This is a genomic window from Shinella lacus (assembly GCF_010994755.1).
GTDB classification, from domain to species: Bacteria; Pseudomonadota; Alphaproteobacteria; order Rhizobiales; family Rhizobiaceae; genus Shinella; species Shinella lacus.
Genome location: NZ_WHSB02000008.1, coordinates 271,728 through 290,656 on the forward strand (window position 1 = coordinate 271,728; position 18,929 = coordinate 290,656).

The 18,929-nt window shown below is 55.3% G+C and carries 17 protein-coding genes and 1 riboswitch; of the genes, 11 read left to right on the top strand and 6 right to left on the bottom strand.

What is annotated here, in order from left to right; translation table 11 throughout:
* Nucleotides 1–6 precede the first annotated feature (6 nt).
* Nucleotides 7–1,140 carry an alanine racemase gene (alr, locus tag GB927_RS21850; protein ID WP_256119324.1) on the bottom strand — a complete coding sequence of 378 codons (1,134 nt, stop codon included), beginning with the start codon at nt 1,138–1,140 and terminating at the stop codon, nt 7–9.
* A 124-nt stretch (nt 1,141–1,264) separates the two neighbouring features.
* Here alr and GB927_RS21855 point away from each other — a divergent pair, with 124 nt between their 5' ends.
* Nucleotides 1,265–1,723: an Lrp/AsnC family transcriptional regulator gene (locus GB927_RS21855; RefSeq protein WP_256119366.1), complete on the top strand. Its 459-nt coding sequence runs from the start codon at nt 1,265–1,267 to the stop codon at nt 1,721–1,723.
* 323 nt (nt 1,724–2,046) lie between these two features.
* Here the strand turns inward: GB927_RS21855 and GB927_RS21860 are convergent, their stop codons facing one another.
* Complete coding sequence (locus GB927_RS21860) at nt 2,047–3,372, bottom strand: APC family permease (protein WP_256119325.1); 1,326 nt, start codon at nt 3,370–3,372, stop codon at nt 2,047–2,049.
* A 67-nt stretch (nt 3,373–3,439) separates the two neighbouring features.
* Nucleotides 3,440–4,198, bottom strand: coding sequence for an N-formylglutamate amidohydrolase (locus GB927_RS21865; RefSeq protein ID WP_256119326.1), 759 nt, complete (start codon nt 4,196–4,198; stop codon nt 3,440–3,442).
* A gap of 556 nt (nt 4,199–4,754) precedes the next feature.
* On the opposite strand from GB927_RS21865, the gene GB927_RS21870 reads away from it, so the two are divergent.
* The 3 genes from GB927_RS21870 to GB927_RS21880 all read left to right on the top strand — a co-directional run bounded on the left by GB927_RS21870 (nt 4,755) and on the right by GB927_RS21880 (nt 8,802).
* Nucleotides 4,755–6,143 (top strand): aldehyde dehydrogenase family protein, encoded by a 1,389-nt coding sequence (locus tag GB927_RS21870; RefSeq protein ID WP_256119327.1) that lies wholly within the window; start codon nt 4,755–4,757, stop codon nt 6,141–6,143.
* Between the two features lie 247 nt (nt 6,144–6,390).
* Entirely contained in the window at nt 6,391–8,433 is a 2,043-nt protein-coding gene (locus GB927_RS21875) for a hypothetical protein (protein ID WP_256119328.1), read from the top strand.
* A 30-nt stretch (nt 8,434–8,463) separates the two neighbouring features.
* Nucleotides 8,464–8,802: a hypothetical protein gene (locus tag GB927_RS21880; protein ID WP_256119329.1), complete on the top strand. Its 339-nt coding sequence runs from the start codon at nt 8,464–8,466 to the stop codon at nt 8,800–8,802.
* Between the two features lie 143 nt (nt 8,803–8,945).
* On the opposite strand, the gene GB927_RS21885 is transcribed toward GB927_RS21880, so the two are convergent.
* From GB927_RS21885 to GB927_RS21895, 3 genes are all read right to left on the bottom strand, one after another.
* Nucleotides 8,946–10,193: a D-amino acid dehydrogenase gene (locus tag GB927_RS21885; protein WP_256119330.1), complete on the bottom strand. Its 1,248-nt coding sequence runs from the start codon at nt 10,191–10,193 to the stop codon at nt 8,946–8,948.
* Between the two features lie 129 nt (nt 10,194–10,322).
* Nucleotides 10,323–10,408: riboswitch (glycine riboswitch) on the bottom strand.
* Between the two features lie 10 nt (nt 10,409–10,418).
* Complete coding sequence (locus GB927_RS21890; RefSeq protein ID WP_256119331.1) at nt 10,419–11,357, bottom strand: GntR family transcriptional regulator; 939 nt, start codon at nt 11,355–11,357, stop codon at nt 10,419–10,421.
* A complete protein-coding gene (locus tag GB927_RS21895) occupies nt 11,335–11,538 on the bottom strand; it encodes a hypothetical protein (RefSeq protein WP_256119332.1) in 204 nt (67 codons plus the stop codon). The genes GB927_RS21890 and GB927_RS21895 overlap by 23 nt, the downstream gene beginning before the upstream one ends.
* On the opposite strand from GB927_RS21895, the gene GB927_RS21900 reads away from it, so the two are divergent.
* From GB927_RS21900 to GB927_RS21930, 7 genes are all read left to right on the top strand, one after another.
* A complete protein-coding gene (locus GB927_RS21900) occupies nt 11,537–12,499 on the top strand; it encodes a helix-turn-helix domain-containing protein (RefSeq protein ID WP_256119333.1) in 963 nt (320 codons plus the stop codon). The genes GB927_RS21895 and GB927_RS21900 overlap by 2 nt on opposite strands.
* 86 nt (nt 12,500–12,585) lie before the next feature.
* Nucleotides 12,586–13,683: a class II histone deacetylase gene (locus GB927_RS21905; RefSeq protein ID WP_024270114.1), complete on the top strand. Its 1,098-nt coding sequence runs from the start codon at nt 12,586–12,588 to the stop codon at nt 13,681–13,683.
* Nucleotides 13,684–13,711: 28 nt separating this feature from the next.
* Nucleotides 13,712–15,286 carry an ABC transporter substrate-binding protein gene (locus tag GB927_RS21910; RefSeq protein ID WP_256119334.1) on the top strand — a complete coding sequence of 525 codons (1,575 nt, stop codon included), beginning with the start codon at nt 13,712–13,714 and terminating at the stop codon, nt 15,284–15,286.
* Nucleotides 15,287–15,299: 13 nt separating this feature from the next.
* Nucleotides 15,300–16,250, top strand: coding sequence for an ABC transporter permease (locus GB927_RS21915; RefSeq protein WP_256119335.1), 951 nt, complete (start codon nt 15,300–15,302; stop codon nt 16,248–16,250).
* The gene (locus GB927_RS21920) at nt 16,247–17,125 is read left to right on the top strand and encodes an ABC transporter permease (protein WP_256119336.1); all 879 of its coding nucleotides are present in this window, start codon (nt 16,247–16,249) and stop codon (nt 17,123–17,125) included. Before GB927_RS21915 ends, GB927_RS21920 begins: the two co-directional genes overlap by 4 nt.
* 4 nt (nt 17,126–17,129) lie before the next feature.
* Complete coding sequence (locus GB927_RS21925) at nt 17,130–18,083, top strand: ABC transporter ATP-binding protein (RefSeq protein WP_256119337.1); 954 nt, start codon at nt 17,130–17,132, stop codon at nt 18,081–18,083.
* The gene (locus GB927_RS21930; RefSeq protein ID WP_256119338.1) at nt 18,080–18,838 is read left to right on the top strand and encodes an ATP-binding cassette domain-containing protein; all 759 of its coding nucleotides are present in this window, start codon (nt 18,080–18,082) and stop codon (nt 18,836–18,838) included. Before GB927_RS21925 ends, GB927_RS21930 begins: the two co-directional genes overlap by 4 nt.
* Nucleotides 18,839–18,929: the final 91 nt, after the last annotated feature.

Below are 18,929 nucleotides of genomic sequence, written 5' to 3' on the forward strand. Positions count from 1 at the left end.
AAGGGATCATAGATATTGCCGCTGGTAACGGTGGCGCAGACCGGTCAGGATCTCGTAGGAAATCGTGTCGGCATCGCGGGCGAGATCTTCCAGCGTCTGGTTGGGCCCAAGCACCTCGACACGGCTGCCTAGCGTGAGCCGGTTTTGCGGCAGGGCGGAGATGTCGACGGTGATGCTGTCCATGGAAACGCGGCCGACGATTGGCAGGCGCACGCCGTCGCAATAGACAGCGCCGCGGCCCGAAAGACTGCGCGGCAAGCCATCGGCATAACCGGCGGCGATAGTGGCAAGCCGCGTTTCAGCCGTCGTCACATGGGTCCCGCTATAGCCGACCCGCGTGCCTGATGGAACGGTCCGTACCTGCACCACAGCAACATCGAGGGAAACGACCGGCTCCATCGGGTTTTCGGTGCCTCCCGTTGGAGCGCCGCCATAGAGCGCAATTCCGGGGCGAGTGAGCACGCCGTGAAAAGTTTTGCCGAGGAAAATGCCGCCCGAATTGGCGAAACAGGCGGGGAATTGCGCAAACTCCGCGGAAATGCGCTCCATTTCTGCTTTCTGGGCTGCATTCTGAATGTTTTCGGGATCGTCGGCAGAGGCAAGATGACTCATTACAAAGAGTACATCGATGCTGTTTTCTGTCTTCAACAGGTCAGCAGTAACCGGCCTGTCTTCCGGCGGCAGCCCAAGACGGGACATACCGCTGTCGAACTGCAGTACAGCCGGCAATTTCTGCTCAAGCGCTTCTGCCTCAGCCGCCCACCGCTGCCACTGCTCTAGTGAGTTAATGACAGGTACAATTCCGTCTCGAGCGCAGATAGTTTCGCTACCCGGTTGAAGGCCGTTAAGGACAAATACCGCAGCATCGGCCGGCAGAAGCGGTCTCAAAACCGTCGCCTCGGCAAACTGTGCGACAAAGAAGTGCCGGCATCCATGCTTGTACAGCTCAGGAGCGATTTTTTCAGCACCAAGTCCGTACGCGTCTGCCTTCACTACCGCTGCCGCGCGAGCCGGAGCGACCTCGCCCGAAAGTCGTACGTAATTCCGAGCAAGAGCGGCAAGGTCCACGGTCATGTAGCCGGGCGCACCGGACACGATGATTTTCTCATGGCTTGAATGCCCGCGTACGTTTTCGTCCATACGATCCTCCCTAAACTCAAGGAACGATATTGAAATTATCATGAAATTGTCGACGAACGAGTGCTTGATTATTGCGTCGTGCGGATAATAATCGAAGGATATTCAAGCGAACGGAACAATCCACATAACGGCCGTAGGCACCATCGACCGAAATATAATTCGCCTTCTTCGCCTTGATGCACGCATGAGCAACGCAGCCATCGCTGCCGCGGTAGGGCTTTCGCCATCCGCGTGCCTGAGGCGGATAAGGCTGATGGAGCAGGGCGGTATCATCCGGGGTTATACGGCGTTGGTCGATGCTGGAAGCGGCAACGCGACAATCGCAGTAATCATTAATATCACTCTCGAACGGCAAACGGAGGATCATCTCGATAGATTTGAGGCAGCCGTACGTAGGCATCCAGAAATTAGAGAATGCTTCTTAATGACTGGCGGTTCCGACTATCTTTTGCGGGTTGAGGTAGCAAATGCATCCGAATTCGAGAGCATACATAAGGAGATTTTGGCTAAACTGCCTGGAGTTCTGCGAATCCACTCAAGCTTCTCCATCCGAAACGTACTTGCGACGAAGGTTCGCAAATAGGCCTCAGAAAGCGGCGGTCCTGGAGATGGGCGATGGAGTTCTTGGCAGGTTTTGATGGGAGTGCACGGTCACGAATTTGAACACCACCAGCGCCTTGTGCGTCATGGCGACAGATAACGGATGTATTGACACCGTACGCCGCCTCCAGAATAGGCTTGCGCCTCCAAAGTGCAAGGTTCCAACGCTTAAGTAAATTCGTGTGAATCCGACCTGAAATGACAGAGGCCTCCGAGACAGTTACGATCTCGGAGGCCTCCGATAGCTTACACGGATTTCCACATCTCAAATACGCATAAGCCTATCTTCTGATGTAGTTTTGGTTTTCAAACATCATTTGCCAATCGCGGAAGTGGCCTTTTCAACACGAGTGTCTTCGTAAGCAAATAGACGATGCCGATTGCAAACCATGATAGTCCCAGTTCGAGAGCAAGACGGTCGAGGCTCAAGAAGAGACTCCCGCAAAACGCAGCGCCGAAAATTGCGACGATCATGAGTGCCAAACGCCCCTTTCGTTCTGCGGAGTTTCGGGTGAGGAGAGCGATTACAGCAGCGTTTACCGCGAAGAATGCGGTGAAGGCTCCGAAGTTGATGAATGCTGTGGACGTTGAAATGTCAAACTTCATGGCAGCCAGCATCACCAGGCCGACAAGAACGATGTTTACGACTGGGGTCTTGAATCGGGGGCTAATGTAGCCGAACGGCTTTGCTGGGATCATATCGTCGCGACCCATGACTAAAAGCAGACGTGAGGCGCTCGCGTGGGCGCAGAGCCCAGCGGCGAAGAAGGCGATCGCCACGACAACGGTAAACACGGTCTTGAACGTTTCTCCGCCCACCTGGCCTACGATTTCATAAGCAGCGGTGTCGATGCTTTCGAAAGTTAGAGATGGGTGGGCCACCATCAACAAGTACGTCGAGATGATGAAGATTGCGCCGCCAAGAAGGGTGGCGATGAAGATTGCGCGAGGTATCGACCGACGAGGATCAACGGTCTCCTCCGAGAGAGTTGAAATGGCATCGAAGCCGAGGAACGAGTAGCAGGCAACTGCTGCGCCGGCCATGATCATCCCCCAACTCGTGTGCTCGTTCATGATCGGTTTAACCGATGCGAGTTCTGCGCCTGGCACATGAAGGATGGCCACAACGCAGAGGTAGCCAAGCATAGCGACCATCACGAGTTGGATCACCATGATGATGAGGTTTACGCGGTCCGTAAGTTTAATGCCGAGAACGTTTATAAGTGTCGACATGGCCGAGACAACGACGACCCAGACCCAGAAAGGCACATCAGGATCGAGGGTGGAGAGACTTGTAGCTGTCAGCAGGCAAATAACCATCGGGATGAAGAAATAGTCGAGCAGCAGCACCCACCCAACGAGGAACCCGGTCGCCGGTCCGAATACCTTCGAGGCATATGTGTATGCTGAACCCGCGACCGGATTGCGGGATGCCATGAATCCATAGCTCGCTGCGGTCGCTAGCATTGCTAGCGTCGCGACGATGTACGCGGTAGCGACCGCCCCTCCCGTTTTGACCGCGATGGCTCCAAACGTTGCGATCACCACCAAGGGTGACATGTACGACAAGCCGAACATTGCGGCGGAGGTCGTGTTCAACCTCCTGTCGAGTTTAACGTGTTCATTCGTCAATGTATCTTCTCCTCCAAGATGATTTTATCAGACACCGCCGACTCCTCCAGCGGCGTGCGAAGCTTGTTCATGCTTCCACGGCGAGCATCCTTGTCAGTATCTGGTAGAAACGTTCTGCCCATACGTGTTCGCCTGTCGCGTCAGCGATCAGATCGTTACGGATTTCGATCATCGCGCCTTGATATCCAAAAGGCTTCGTGTGGCGTTCGATGGTGTGATAGACACCGTCATTCGGTGCGTATGGCTCATTATCGCCGACGTTGAGATCTGGGTTTTCCCGGAGCATCTTCAGCAGAGTCGTCGATAGCCGTCTGTCCTCGTTGTGAAGTATTCCCGCATGCCACGGACGTGGCACGCCCTTGTAAACGGGCGTGTAACTGTGGATCGAGATTACCCAGGGGGCGGCTGTTCTGCGCCGCTCGATAGTCGAGCGAAGAGCATCGTGAAACGGCTCATAGATCGCGCGGGCTCGGGCTTCGCGTTCGAGCGAGGATAGATCTTTATTCCCCGGTATCCCCGTGAGTTCGCTCACCTCAACGATCGAGCCGCGATGACCAGGCTGGCGGTTGATATCGAGCACGAGCCTTGACACGTTGGCGTATACCAGCGGCGCGTCGAGAAGATCTGAAAGCCTCTTGGCGACTGCAAAGGCGCCAGGGTCCCAAGCGATATGTCTGCTCAGTTCAAAATCTGACAGACCAAGGTTGTCAAGCTGCGCAGGGATGTGATTGGACGCATGTTCGCACACAAGCACGACCTTCGAGCGGCCATTGCCATTATGGACAGTTGCGGCAGGGACAGAACCGAGAACGGTCTCCGGCCTCATGCTAGTGCCCCCGACACTTTCACGAAACATTCTTCCAATTCCCCGTATCCTCGCATGCGAGATCCGGATGCCGGTTGTTCAACCACTAACATGTTCACCTCCATTGCGCCCGCAACTTCCTGAGAGTGAAATTGCGTTTTGATCATCTAAAACGCTGGATGCGGACACAACACCATCTTGCGAATGATGTCAATTCATGTTCAAAGTGCAATTACCTGATTTTGCATTCCGCATCGACGAAAGCGAGTAAACCCCAGAAAAGCGGGATCTCGTTTTAGGAAATTGAGACGGAAAAGAGGTTTGAGCCTTTGGAACGACTCTCGATGAGGCGTTCGGGCAGGAAATGGAGAGAGAGGCTTTTCGTGCACTTATGGCTTGCAAGATGCAATAGACCTTAAGGAACGACGAGTCCGGTTCCGGCTTGAGCATCGAAAGGGTGGCCGATCAACGGAGATCGCCATCCTCGATGGAATGAACTTTCAGTTGGAAAGAAAACGTCGGCGTTGGGCAGGGCATCGACCCGTCCCAACCGGCGAAGTCAAATAGAGGAATATCCATGGCATCGTTTGAAACGATTACCCCGATTGATGACAGTGTCCTGCTCACCCGCGAGCGGCACACTGATAGGGATGTCGACGCGGCACTTTCGCGAGCATCCAAGACCTTTTCCGTGTGGCGCTCCTGGTCACTTGCTCGCCGCATCGAAATTCTCGAAAAAGCTGTCGCCGCGTTTGTCAGACAAAAGGATTCAATCGCTGCCGAGATAACCAGCCAGATTGGCCGCCCGATCGCTTATAGCGGAGGAGAAGTGGCCGGATTCGAGACGCGCGCTCGAACCATGCTCCGGCTTGCTCCCGAGGCGCTGCAGCCTTTTGTGCCTTCCACACTTGAAGGATTTGATAGGTCGATCAAACGCGCGGCGCTTGGCGTTGTCGCGGTGTTGGCACCTTGGAACTATCCGTTCCTTACGGCAGTAAACGCAATCATCCCGGCACTTGCCGCCGGAAACGTCGTGGTCTTGAAACATTCCGACCAGGCGCCGTTGGCGGCTGAACGGATGGATGAAGCCTTCCGCGCGGTCGGGCTGCCGGATGGTGTCTTCCAATTCCTGCACATTGACCATGACCAGGTCGCCCGGATGATTGCCGACCCGAGAGTTTCATACGTGTGCTTCACGGGTTCGGTTGGCGGGGGACATGCCGTTCAAGGTGCGCTGTCGGGATCCTTCACTTCGGCTGGTTTGGAGCTTGGCGGAAAGGATCCGGCATATGTCCGCGAAGACGCAAACGTTGAATACGCGATCGCGAATATTGCCGACGGCATCTTCTTCAATTCCGGCCAGAGCTGCTGCGGAATCGAGCGCGTCTACGTGCACGAGCGTCATTACAAGGCCGTAGTAGACGGCTTGGTTGCCTATGCTGAGCAGCTTAAGCTGGGCGACCCGCGAGATGCGGCAACCACGCTTGGCCCAATGGTAAAAACATCGGCGGCTAATAGTGTTCGGACGCAGATCGCGGATGCTGTCAGGGCGGGTGCGCGCGCGCTCGTCGACGGCAAGAAGTTCTCTGCCGACACGGGGCGGTCGGCTTACCTTGCCCCCCAAATCGTAGTCGATTGCGATCACTCAATGTCCATTATGGCGGAAGAAACATTCGGTCCCGTTGCCGGTGTAATGTCAGTCCGTTCGGACGAGGAAGCAGTTCGCTTGATGAACGACAGCCGCTACGGTCTGACCGCATCCGTGTGGACTGCCGACAGCGCCGCTGCTGAAATCATAGGCGATCAGCTTGAGACCGGTACGGTCTTCATGAATCGCTGCGACTACCTGGATCCAGAACTGGCTTGGACCGGCGTAAAGGATTCGGGGCGTGGGGCGACGCTCTCTCGGTTCGGCTACGATTACGTAACGCGACCGAAGTCTTACCATTTCCGCCTGAAGGTCTAACCACGGCTGCTCGCACATGCGCTTCTGAGCTACGCAAAGCCATATCGGGTATGGCTTTGCGGAAGGTGGAGATGTTGTAGGTGGGACGAGTTCGAGGACGAGTTCGAGGAGCGATTTCGAATAACCACAAGGGGGATTGGATCAATACCACAGGTCGGGTGTGTACTGGTTTTGGTAGTTGGGCGGGTATCGGCAAATTCTAAGACCGTCCCTCCATCGCCCTAATCTAAATAAAATGAGTATTGCGGTGGCTTCACATGCGAAACTTGACGCGAATGAAACCGCGCTGCTTTGCTGCATAGCAGTTTCGGGTCGCGCAGCAATTTGGCACAGGCAAGCAGAGTGTGTCTGGGGACTACCGCTTGAATCGAAAATCGAAGCCGAACTCAGCCAGAGCGTTTTTCAGCGCGCTTTCAAGCGTCGGCTTATTACGCGCGTCGATACACTCGAGCATCAACACTTGCAGTCGATGCAAGGGTATTCGAGAGAGCAAGTCGTGAAGCTCCGGGTGAAAAATTTCTCTTTTTTCCATAAAATTGGTGATCGCAAGTGCGTACCCTCTGACCTCCGCGTCGTCGACTGCCTCTCTAAAAACTGGTACGGATTTCATGTTAACTTCAAGCATGTCACACAGTTTCCTAGCAAGGGGATACTCAAGCGTTCGCAGCGCCATTGCAACCAACAAATGGACTTTCAAATTCTGGGATTGGTGCCGGTTAGCATAGCAATAATCGCTAATCTTCGCTGCCACCTCGATCCAGACGTCGTTTGGCACATCCCGAAAACAAAGAACTCGAAGGATCCAGTCAAATGGACGCTTACTGCGGAGCAAATTGACTTTAGATCGATCGCCAAGGTCACGCAGGTCTTCCCACCTATAGCTGAAAACCATTCGATCCCGTTTCAATGGGGGGATCATGTTCGACGGCTGATCGTCATTTCCGATATATACCAGCGTCTGAAAAATCTCCCGTTCCATTTTGAAATCCAGGGAGAATTGCCGGTAGAGATCAAGCGTCGCCTCGATGCTGTGGGGAAAGGCGCGCTCCTCGTAGAGGGTTTGAAAAACAACCCGCTTCCGACATCTCCCGAGTTCATGGTCGGCTCGGCCGCCCAATCGCTAGAGGAAGATATGGAGTTTTCAATTCTGCGTCCGCAAGCGCCCGAAGCTGAGACCGTTGAAAGTGTTCTGGAGGAATTAGCAGTCAACAAACCCGTCATAGCACGCCGCGGTTTTGCTGCCTTTCATCGTCAGCGCAAGCTGTTGACCGACGAAAACTGGGCGGCGATCGGCTCGGCGATCGCTAGCGATCTGGCTACTGTGAGCGTTGATGGTGACTTCACTACTCGTCTGCATCTGCTTGCGGACGTGGTCTCATATCCTGGCAGCGCGCAGCGGGCGGAGATCGACATTAAGGCGCTTCTAGGCGACGCACAATTCTTCGACAATCTGATCGCTTCCGTCTCTAACGATGATGATCTTTCGATTGGCTCTGCGGTATTTCTCGCGCTTCAGGCGTTTCTGGGGAAGGCGCTTCCACCTCCAACTCGTACAGCGGCGAACGGAGCCAAAGTTCCGGAGGCCTCAGAACACTACGACTGGTTCAAGGGGTTTCTTGAGGGCGATACGCCTCTTACCGAAGATCAGAGCGATCGCATTGCAACTCTTGCCAAGGAAGCGCACATTGTTCGTAGTTTGATCAACGCGTCGAAGGCAAAATCGGTAAATGCTGCGATCAATTCGGTCATTAAGGCCGCAATGTTGAAATGCGAACTCCCGCGAACCGATCTTACAGTGCTCTTGGATGACTATGATTATATTCAAAACCTTCTTGGCGAGGATTTCTCGCGTACGGTTGAGCGTTACGCAGCACGTGTTTCCACCAAAAACCTGCTTGATTTGACACTTGAAAGCGTTCCCGCCGCTCTTCTTGTCGATACCGGCAAAATGTCGGCACCTCCATGGCAATCATTTCATTCGCGAGTAGGTGTCCTGCTCGCTCAAGTCCCCACGGGCGACTGGCTCGAGCACCTATCCAGCGGTTCATCTCTCGCTGAGGTGCTCATCAGAAAGATAGAAACCTCTGGCCTGAGCATCGACGATCCAGATTTCAGACGTGTCTTCGCTGACTTTATCGCGGGTGTACTTAGTGGAACAATTTCAGTCGCCAAAAATGATCTGAATTACGATAGGCTGCTAGATTGCATTGATGCCAAGTTCCACCCGGACGTAATCCGTACGATACGTGAGCGTCTTTCAAACATCGGTGCGGCCACCCTCGCGGCTTGATTGAAGGCATTCCCACATATAATAAAGCAAATGGTGACAACTGGAGATAGGCTGTCATCTACTGAAAAGGATAGCATCGTCCGCTATATTCTCAGCTCGGCGCTTGAAGGAAACAGCGTTCCTGTTCTCCAGGAATTTCTTGGTCTGGGCCGCAAGAGAGTTTCAGATTACATCAAGCACTCACAGGAAAGCAGCCGTGAGAAGATCGAAGGCGCTTGGACCGTCTTCTCACGAAGCAACAACGATCATACGTTCACTCAGCAGATCGGCGAGTTGATCCACGGAAAGAAGAAGGCGCGAAGTTTCCTCGAAATCATTTGGGGATTGAACCGCGATCAAGCCGAAGAAGACGACAAGGCAGACGCATGATGCGAAGCCAAGCAATCCGTGTGTCGCCTATCAACGCGGGATCGTGTGAGCGCCGAACGAAACCTCAGCATCGCGAAGCGATCGGAAAAGGCACGGATGTCGAGCCGGTTGTCGCCTTGATGAGCGAAAACCGGCTCCTTTAACTAAGCCGCGCGCGCGCTCGCTACTGCCTCACCTACCAATTCGGCTGTCGCACACGACAAAGTCCATCCAAGATGCCCATGCCCCGTGTTGTAAAATACGTCCGGTTGGCGACCCCTGCCGACACGTGGCAGCATGTTTGGCATCATGGGCCGCAGGCCGCTCCAGGGAACAACGCGACTGGTGTTGATGTCGGGAAAATACTGCCGGGTCCAGCGAACCAGCGGAGCAATCCGGTCGGCGCGGATGTCGTAGTTGACACCGTTGATTTCGGCAGTGCCGGCCACTCGGAAGCGATCCTTGCCCAGCCGGCTCGTGACGATCTTGGCCGCGTCGTCGAGCAAACTTACCCAAGGAGCCCCTGCCTGGCTTCGTTCATCGTCGAGATGAACCGTTATCGAGTATCCCTTGACCGGATATATATTCACCCGATCGCCCAGCATGCTGGCAAAGCGTCTGCTGGCCACGCCGGCGCAAATCACGACTCCGTCGAACGTCTGCTCTGATGGCTCTACTTCTTGCAGGGCATAATCGGAACCCACTGACTGCCACTGAATGGAAACTCCCTTCCGTTGCCGCCGGAAGCCCACCACGTCGGTTTCCAGTTGGAACGCCGCACCCTTTCGGACGCACACCTCCGCGAGCCCGCGGGTAAACTTGTGGATGTCTCCTGTCGAATCCGATGGAGTGTAGAAGCCTCCATAGAACGAACCGGTCAGAGTTGGTTCAATGGACCGGATCTCATCCGGTCCGACCGCATGGCGGTCCAACCCGCCGGCCAACAACAGCTTATTCACCTCGAGCGCGTGGCGGTAGCTTTTTTCATCCTTGTAGAAGTGAAGGATTCCCCGCCTTTCGAGATCGAAGTTGATTCCTTCTCGCTCAGCGATTTCGAACATGTGCTTTCTGGCTTCGATTGCCAGTCTTGCCGTGTCGATCGTATTGCTCTTGTATTTCGGGATGGCTGCGACGAATTCCGCAAGCCAGGAATATTTCGACCAGGACGGCTTTGGATTAAGAAGCAGCGGAGCGTCTTTCGTGAGCATCCACTTGACCCCCTTCAGCAGGGTAGACCAATGGTTCCAGACTTCAGCATTGCTGGCCGAAAGCTGACCGCCATTCGCGAAGGAAGTCTCCATCGCGGGATACGCGTGGCGGTCGAAGACGGTTACCTGATAACCACGGTTAAGCAGAGCGTACGCTGTCGTGATGCCGGTGATGCCGGCCCCGACGATTGCATAATGGGGCATTCATTGTTCTCCCAAGGACAAGTTTACGAGGGTCTTGCGACCCGGTGATCCCCGTCTGTCCTTGGTACCTGAGAGCTTCCCGCGTTGCGGTATCCCCTTCGGTGGGCATTACTGCCACTCTCCAGATTTTCCAGCCATGCGGTCCTTTTGCCTGAGAGATTCTCGGGGAATTGCTCCGTCGGCGCCGCTGTCGCGATCTCTTCCGCATGGCCATTGGAAACTTGATTATTGCATGTCGCGTTCTACCGCGACATCGTCGTGTTCTTCCTCCGTCAAGCGAACCATTCCGCCGCGCAGCAGTTCGAGGTCGCTGTCCATATGAGTGAACGTCTCCTCCCGCGACACCTGAAGATGAATATGCATCAAAGACGCAGCCACCTGTCGATTTCCCTCGAGAAGGGCATTCAGTATCTGTCGGTGCTCGACCATCGACTTGCGCAAGCGCTCGATGCGGACGAAGCCGAGATACTCGGTAACTCGCCGGATATTGTTCTGCCGCTCAATGGATTGGACAAGCTCATTGGTGCGTGCGCCTTGCGCCACCGTCTTGTGAAACCTTGCATCCAGGTCGAACAGTCGACGACGATCCATATGCAATACGTTTGAGATCGCTTCTTCGTGATCCTGGTCGAGTGTCCGAAGGATGGCATGGTCGATTTCGTAATGATCCGACAGAATGGCCGCCGGTTCAATAATTTGCCGAAATCTGTAGCTATCAGCCATTGCACTCGGGCTTACGTCGGCAAAAATCCAACCACGCCCCGGCGACGGCTCCACCAAACGATCCCGCGTCAGCCGCCGCAGTGTGGAAACAAGTACTCCGTTCGGTACAGAGTAGCGCTGCATGAGCGCTCGTTCGCTGAAAACCGAATTGAGCTCGCCCGTTGCCATATCGCGCATCACGCGTTCGTCGAGCAGCTCTTCGCCGTCATTCGAACCAGTTTTGAGAAGCGACGCAATGTCTTTGAGGATGAATCCTCGTCGTGGTTCGTAGGCGAGAACGCCTTCCTCCTCAAGCTTCTGAAGAACCCGACGAATAGGTGTTCTGGACACGCCAAGTTGTTCGGCCACCTCTGCCTCGTTGATGCGATCGCCAGAGCGAAGGTCATCACTCAACTGCATGCGAAGCTGTTCGAGGATTCTAGCTTGGAGTGGGGTCTGCATCTCTTTTCTCTTTGAGGTGGAATTGCTTTTTAAACGCGCAAAACGCTTTTGTCCAGATGATTCCAATTGCTGAAAACGCTAAAATAAAATAAGACTCCTCAATTGTCGAAAACGGAGACGGATAAAAAGGAACGCCGCTCCCTTGACGGCGTACGAACGCATGGCAGAGGGAGTTCACCATGTTTTCCTTTCCAGATCGGCATTTCTCAACTGATGCTCTTCACACGAGCAAAAAGCTTGGGGCGTGGCGTGAAATGATTTCCGATGTATTCTTCCGCGTCGATATAGACACGGCGACGACGGATACTTGGTCGGCATCCATCTCTGAGGTAAACCTTCAGAGGAGTAGCATCTCAAGGTACATCACCGAACGGGCGCGCGGAGTGCGAAGTCGGCACGCCATCTCCGCGGATATTGAGGAATTCTACATTTTCGTATTCCCTCTCGAGGGCACCATGTACTTTAGCCAGTATGGGCGGGAAGGCGTGGTTAGCGTAGGGCAATACGTCATGCTCCGCTCAAGCGATTTCTATAATCTCTCCTGCGACACCTACTTCAATGGAATCTTTCTTAAAGTCCCGACGAAGGTCGTAGATGAGGTTTACAAGGATGCCAGCCGTCACTGTTCTAACTGGAGACCGGCTCATCCCGTACTGAGCAAGGTCTTTTTGTCCAACCTGCTGGCCATCAGTGATCTGACGGCTGAAGAGCGAAATAGTTATTCCTGGTGTTTGGACCGGCAACTCCTTGGCAGTCTGATCGCGATGTTGCGCGCTGAAGAGGGGGGCAACCTAAGCTCCACCAGCGCCACTCACGGACTGTTCGAGCGCCTCACCAGGATCGTCGAAAAGCGCTACTCGCAGGAAAAGTTCACGCCTGCAATTGCTGCGGCCGAACTCAAGGTGTCGGTTGGCTACATGCACAGGTGCGTCAAGGCAAACGGAACGAGTTTTTCCGAACTACTTCGGGACGTTCGACTTGCTCGCTCTTTCGAGATGCTGCAGGACCATTCGCTGCGCCTGCAGGTCGGGGAAATCGCATATCGGAATGGATTTTCGGATCATTCTGCGTTCTCGAAGATTTTTCGGCAACGCTACGGCAAAACACCGACTGAACTGAGGGACCAGTTGGTCACCGTATGACTAGGGAACGGTCACGGTGCGACTAACCGAAATCGGGCGATGGATGCAACCTCACGGGCAATATTTCGCTCGGAGGGTGAGTTCAAATGGGAACCGGATTTGTATTTCACGAACGCTGCATGTGGCATGACGCTGGAAACGCGGCATCGTTTGTACCGTCCGGTGGCTCGGTCCAACCGGACCAGCATGCCGAGGAGCCCGAGACGAAACGGCGTATCCGCAATCTTATGGAGGTTTCGGGGTTGCTGCCGAGGCTCGTGCACATCGCGGCGGAGCCTGTCGACAAAGATTTGATCCTAAGAGTTCATGGCCGGGCATATGTCGAAGAAATCGAGGCCAATAGCCGTGGCCTAGGCGGTACAGCAGGCACCAATACATTCTTTTCGACCGACGGCTACGACATCGCGCGGCTTTCGGCAGGAGGTTGCCTTTCATTGATGAGCGCCGTTGTCGCTGGCGACGTGTCCAACGGGTACTCCCTCACGCGACCACCTGGGCACCATGCCCGACCAAACGAAGGGATGGGCTTCTGCCTGTTTGCCAATGCCGCGATAGGTATTCGCGAGGTCCAGGCCCGGTTTGGGCTTTCCAGGATCGCAGTCGTAGATTGGGATGCGCACCACGGTAATGGTACCGAGGAAATATTCTATACCGATCCCTCGGTTCTCACGATCTCCATTCATCAGGACAACCTCTTCCCGATTGGAACCGGCGCTATGAAGGATCGCGGCGAGGGACGTGGCGAGGGATACAATATCAACATCCCGCTTCCTCCGGGGTCCGGTTCGGGTGCCTATTTCGCTGCGTTCGATCAGGTCGTACTCCCCGCGCTCTACCAATACCGGCCGGAATTGATCGTCGTGACATCCGGTTTTGACGCGAGTGGACTCGATCCGCTTGCTCGACTGATGCTCTACAGCGATGCGTATCGTTCGCTCACAAATAGGTTGATGACTGCTGCCGCCGATCTCTGCGGAGGGCGTATCGCGATGACCCACGAGGGAGGGTACTCGCGAGCATACGCTCCGTTCTGCGGTCTTGCCGTAATGGAAACGCTAAGCGGCTTTCGGACTGACGCGGTTGATCCCTTCAACGACTACATCGCGAGTTTCGCCGGCCAAAGCCTTCAGCCTCATCAAGAAGCGGTAGTCCAGCACGCACGTGGTCTTCTGGACCGACTTTGAATCGACCAATCACAAAAAGGGGAATCACATGATCGAGCAAGCAAAGTTTCTTCTCTCTCGCCGCGCCTTTTTGAATGCGACGATGGCGGCGGCCGGCACAATGGCGGTGCCGCATATTCTTTCGGGCGCTGCACAAGCCCAGTCAGTCAAGGAACTGATCTGGGCCAAGCCTTTGGAAACCACGCAACTGGATCCGCACACGTCGATCCTCGGATCGTCATGGCAAGTTCTCCACCTCGTTTACTCAAGCCTTGTCGACGTGGATGGTGATCTCCGCCCCATTCCAGCGCTGGCCGAAAGTTGGGCAGAGGAAAGCCCCACATCTTATCTGTTCAATCTCAGGCAAGGACTGAAGTTCTCGGACGGAAGCGAGGTCACGATCGATGATGTCGTGGGGAGCATCATGCGTGTCCGCGATCCTGCCACGGGTTCGTTCTGGCAGCGTCCCATAGGCCCAATCAGCAAGTGCGAAGCGGTTGGAGATCGGGGCATCAGGATCACGCTCGAGCACCCGCATGCACCCCTTCTACCGGCGCTGGCGGCCACCATGGCTTCCATTCTTCCAATGAGCAAACTCAAGGACGGCAGTTTCGATCCAAGCAAGGCAATGCTTGGCACCGGGCCCTTCATGGTGACTGAGCACGTACAGGATGATCACTGGGTTCTTGAAAGGAACCCGCACTACTGGGAAGAGGGCCTCCCACACATAGATCGCATATCAGTCCGTATCGTGCCGAACGACAACGCTCGAATTGCGATGTTAAGTGATGGCAGCGTCGATATCGCCAGCTTCGAGGCCAGCCCCGATGCACCTCTTTTGCTGCAAAACGTTCCCGGTATCGATGTAACGGTCGAGACGAGTACCAACTACTACATGATGGCGCTCAACGCTGTTTCGGAAACCTCACCGTTTGTGTCGGCTCCGCTCCGAAAGGCTGTTGCGCTCAGCCTTGACCGCGAGCAGATCAAGAACATCGCACTCGGTGGCGTAGGTGATCCGACAGCGGTGATGGCCCCGGCCTTCAAGGCTTGCGACACGTCGGCTCTACCGAATTTCACTCGTGACCTAAATCGCGCCAAAGCATTGGTTGCGGAAGCTGGCGCCGAAGGTAAGTCCTTCGAACTCCTGGTGCGCAATATTCCCGCTGACGTTCAAATGGCGCAGGTCATTAAACAGGGCGTTTCGGAAATCGGACTGGATGCCACTATCTCGGTTGTCGACGAAGGCATCTGGGTTAAGCGGGCGTGGGTGGATAATCCGAGCCAGTTCGAGGCGATGATATCTTGGTACGCGGGATACGCCGATCCGGCAATCTCGACGCTATGGTGGAATCCCGTACTCGCAGGCTTCACCGCCGGACACGTGAAAGCGGATCCGGAAATCGATCGTCTGATCGACGCTGCCTACCAGACCGTCGGTGGAGACCGTGCAGCAATCCTGCAGCAACTGTGCGCGGCGATCGACGAGAGCGCGAACATGATACCCTTGGTGACCCGGCAGGACACAATCGCGGTACGAACCGGCCGGGTAACGGGGCTGACGAAGCAGACCGAGGGCTATGTTCACACCCTCCGAGGGATCGAGAAGGCCGAACTTAAGTAGTCTGGAAAGTTAGATGACCGAAACGCTTCGCCTTGTGATCGTAAGAGCCTGCAGTGCGGCACTGACCCTGTTCGGGGTCTCGGTCGTCGTGTTCATGGCTATTCATTTGCTGCCGGGGGACTTGACGAGCGTTCTTGCCCCCCGCGGCCCGGTTGAACTGAGGGAGGCGATCCTCTTGAAGTTCGGCCTTGATCAGCCACTTCATGTCCAGTTTGTCAAATGGCTAGGTAATATCGTCAGCGGCGACTTCGGTGTCTCGCTGATAACGCAGGAGCCGATATCCGAGGCCTTCGCGTCGCGTGTGCCCATCACGATCGAACTGAGCGCCTTGGCGCTTTGTCTCTCGCTAGTCGTTGGGGGTGTCATCGGTCTCTGGTCGGCGCTGAACCACGATTCGCCTTTGAAGTCGGCATCCGGAAAACTAGCAGGAAGCGTGCTTATGAGCATTCCGGATTTTATTCTAGCGAGTGCTTTCCTGTATGTGTTTTCAAGGTATGCGCTCGGCTTGACGGTAGGAAAGTGGACAGCGCTAGCAGTGGATCCCGATGCTCACTTGCGAGCCATTGTCCTACCTGTCCTCACACTGTCGGCATTAGGCGTTGGGTTGTTCGCGGTAACAACCCGCACCGCCGCCCTGTCTATCCTCTCGCAGGACTATATTGGAGCGGCGATCGCGCGTGGGATGTCGCGTGGCGAAATCCTCCGCCATCACATCCCGCGCAATCTTGCGGTATCGCTTGTTACCAGCGTGACGATTTTCGCGGGCTATCTGGTCGGTGGTGCTGTTGTCGTCGAGACCCTTTACTCAATTCCAGGCCTCGGACGCTTCCTTATTCAGGCGGTTTTGAACCGCGATTACCCGGTAGTCCAGGCAGGTGTGCTGCTGATCGCGGCCTCTGTGGTTTTGTTGAACATGGCGGCCGACATCCTCTATGGCGTTATTGATCCGAGGCTGCGCAAATGACTGATCATACCAGCACAATTCGCAAAGTTTCGTCTTGGGTTCTTTACGCAACAAGCCGCTTGGACGGGCTGACCATCATCGCTTTATTGGTTCTGTTGGCGGTGATTTTGCTCGGCGCGGCCGGTGAATGGCTTCCACTCCCAGCACCAGATCAGATTGCGGCGCATGCCCGACTAGCTCCCCCTGGGTTCAGCAGCGGTCTTTTCGGTGCTGACAATCTCGGGCGCGACGTTTTCGCTCGGATTTGCCAAGGCATCCAGAACACCTTCATCGTGTCCGCGTCAGCCGTTCTGGTAACCGCCGTTGTAGGTGCTGTTCTTGGCCTTGTATCTGGATACGTTGGCGGGATGATTGACGAGATTCTTTCTCGATTTGCCGATGTCGTTTACTCCTTCCCGGCGGTACTTCTTGGGCTCCTTATCACCGCGATATTGGGACCCGGCGGCATGAGCGTGATATTCGCGATTGTCCTCGTAACGATGCCACCGATGATCCGGGTCGTACGTGCGTCCACCTTGGAAGTCGCCCAAGCTGACTTCGTCGTTACGGCGAGGGTGGTGGGGGCATCGCACTGGCGAATATTATCGGTACACCTTTTGCCCAATGTGGCATTGCCGATCCTGACCCAAACGGCCTACTCGATCTCGATCGGGATTCTTGTCGAAAGCGCGCTGAGCTTTCTGGGATTAGGTGTTCAGCCGCCCGTTGCCTCGCTCGGCTCCATCCTGCGTGAAGGCAGCACGTACATAACTGTCGCGCCGTGGCTCGTATTTGGGCCTGGGCTATTCCTTGTCCTCGCTATCCTGACAGTCAATCTCCTTGGAGAAGGGTTGCGGGCTGCGGTGGACCCCTTGCGCCCCCGCATTCTGGAGTGAGCGGATGATAGTCGAGATCAAAGACCTTTCAGTTCGATTCTCAACTGGGCGTACCGCATTGCAGGCTCTGGATGAAGTGTCGTTCAGGATTGAACAGGGTGCGCGCATAGGATTTGTGGGCGAAAGCGGGTCGGGGAAATCCACATTGGCGAACACTCTTGGCCGGCTTCTGCCGACCAGTGCAGTCATCGAAGCGACGACGTTCTCAGTCGGCGGGCAGGCCGTAAATCAACTTTCCTCCAAGGCATTAAGACATCTTCGGCGCGACACAATTGCATATATCTTCCAAGATCCCATGGCCGCGCTCGATCCAACAATGGCGATCGCACGTCAGATGCGTCTTGTTCTGAGCGAAGACGACGCTTCGCTAAGCGATCGCCTTGTAGGGGTAGGTATCCGCGATCCTCAGAGGGTTTTGAGTTCGTATCCGCATCAGCTCTCCGGGGGCATGGCCCAGCGCGTTACAATTGCGATGGCGTTGATGCGTCGCCCACGGCTACTGATTGCCGACGAGCCGACCGCAGCACTGGATGCCTCGCTTAAGCGCGAGGTTATGGACCTGCTCTTTGCGCGATGCGCCGAGATCGGTGCTGCCGTTCTGTTTGTCAGTCACGACCTGCCGCTTGTCAGGCACTACTGCGACAAAATCTGTGTGATGTACGCCGGCCGAATTGTAGAGCAACGTAAAACGGCAGCCCTATTCTCCAGTCCCGCGCACCCGTATTCAAGGGCTTTGCTGGGTGCTGAACCGGGCGCAGCCAAGTTTGGTGAGCGCCTAGTCGCCATTCCAGGGGTGCCGCCGGCACTCTACGAACCCACAAACCAATGCGCATTTGCGCCACGCTGTCCCGACGCGCAAATCGCGTGCTCGCAACGCCGTCCAGAAGATCTGACGGTGGATGGTGGTTGCGCAAAATGCCTCTTCCCAAACACGGCCGAGCTAAGGGAGCAAGCATGACCCTCGTTCTCGAAATGCGAAACGTCGGTGTGACCTATTCCTCAGGCTCGCTGTGGGGCAAGCGGGCATTCGATGCCGTCAAGAATATGAACTTTCAGGTGCGCGCCGGTGAGACGGTCGGCCTTGTCGGAGAATCCGGCTCGGGAAAAACCACTACTGGTCGCCTATGCCTGGGCCTGCAAAGGCCAACTACCGGTGAGGTTCTCTTTCGAGGACAGCCCTTTGGAAGGGGCGAAAAGCCAAGGCTCGCCGCCGTACTGCAACACCCCCGAACATCGCTCAATCCGCGGCTGAAGGTAGGCACAAGCGTTGGCGAGCCGTTGGTTATCCAGGGCGTAACGGCTGAAGAGAGACGAGACCGGGTAGCTGACAATCTACACCGGGTCGGCCTTCGCCCGGACTTGGCCGCGAGATATCCCCATGAACTCTCCGGGGGCCAGCGGCAGCGCGCCTCGATTGCGAGAGCCTTGATCGGGAATCCGGAGTTCATCTTGTTCGACGAACCTGTCAGCGCCCTTGATGCGTCTGTTCAGGCGCAAATTCTAAATCTTATTTTGGAGCTACAAAGTGAACTCGGCTTTGCGGCGTTGTTCATTTCACATGATTTCGCTGCGACGCGATATGTCGCGTCACGTTTGATCGTGATGAAAGTTGGTGAAGTGGTCGATGAGGCCAGCTCATCCAATCTTTTCCACGCTGCCACCCATCCTTACACGCGCGCTCTTCAAGAGGCGAGCGGTCTTCTCGATGGGTGACAGACCGCAAGATTTTATCCGTGAGCGAATAAGTCATATGTATTTTTTGCTCCTAAAATACAAAATCGCTCTCAATTAATCTGCCGGTAAC

Coding starts and splice junctions, on each gene's coding strand:
- GB927_RS21900 (WP_256119333.1), top strand. CDS start 11,537: ATGTTTTCCTTTCCAGATCGGCATTTCTCAACTGATGCTCTTCACACG.
- GB927_RS21925 (WP_256119337.1), top strand. CDS start 17,130: ATGATAGTCGAGATCAAAGACCTTTCAGTTCGATTCTCAACTGGGCGT.
- GB927_RS21910 (WP_256119334.1), top strand. CDS start 13,712: ATGATCGAGCAAGCAAAGTTTCTTCTCTCTCGCCGCGCCTTTTTGAAT.
- GB927_RS21920 (WP_256119336.1), top strand. CDS start 16,247: ATGACTGATCATACCAGCACAATTCGCAAAGTTTCGTCTTGGGTTCTT.
- GB927_RS21890 (WP_256119331.1), bottom strand. CDS start 11,357: ATGCAGACCCCACTCCAAGCTAGAATCCTCGAACAGCTTCGCATGCAG.
- GB927_RS21870 (WP_256119327.1), top strand. CDS start 4,755: ATGGCATCGTTTGAAACGATTACCCCGATTGATGACAGTGTCCTGCTC.
- GB927_RS21880 (WP_256119329.1), top strand. CDS start 8,464: ATGGTGACAACTGGAGATAGGCTGTCATCTACTGAAAAGGATAGCATC.
- GB927_RS21930 (WP_256119338.1), top strand. CDS start 18,080: ATGACCCTCGTTCTCGAAATGCGAAACGTCGGTGTGACCTATTCCTCA.
- GB927_RS21885 (WP_256119330.1), bottom strand. CDS start 10,193: ATGCCCCATTATGCAATCGTCGGGGCCGGCATCACCGGCATCACGACA.
- GB927_RS21865 (WP_256119326.1), bottom strand. CDS start 4,198: ATGAGGCCGGAGACCGTTCTCGGTTCTGTCCCTGCCGCAACTGTCCAT.
- GB927_RS21895 (WP_256119332.1), bottom strand. CDS start 11,538: ATGGTGAACTCCCTCTGCCATGCGTTCGTACGCCGTCAAGGGAGCGGC.
- GB927_RS21905 (WP_024270114.1), top strand. CDS start 12,586: ATGGGAACCGGATTTGTATTTCACGAACGCTGCATGTGGCATGACGCT.
- GB927_RS21915 (WP_256119335.1), top strand. CDS start 15,300: ATGACCGAAACGCTTCGCCTTGTGATCGTAAGAGCCTGCAGTGCGGCA.
- alr (WP_256119324.1), bottom strand. CDS start 1,140: ATGGACGAAAACGTACGCGGGCATTCAAGCCATGAGAAAATCATCGTG.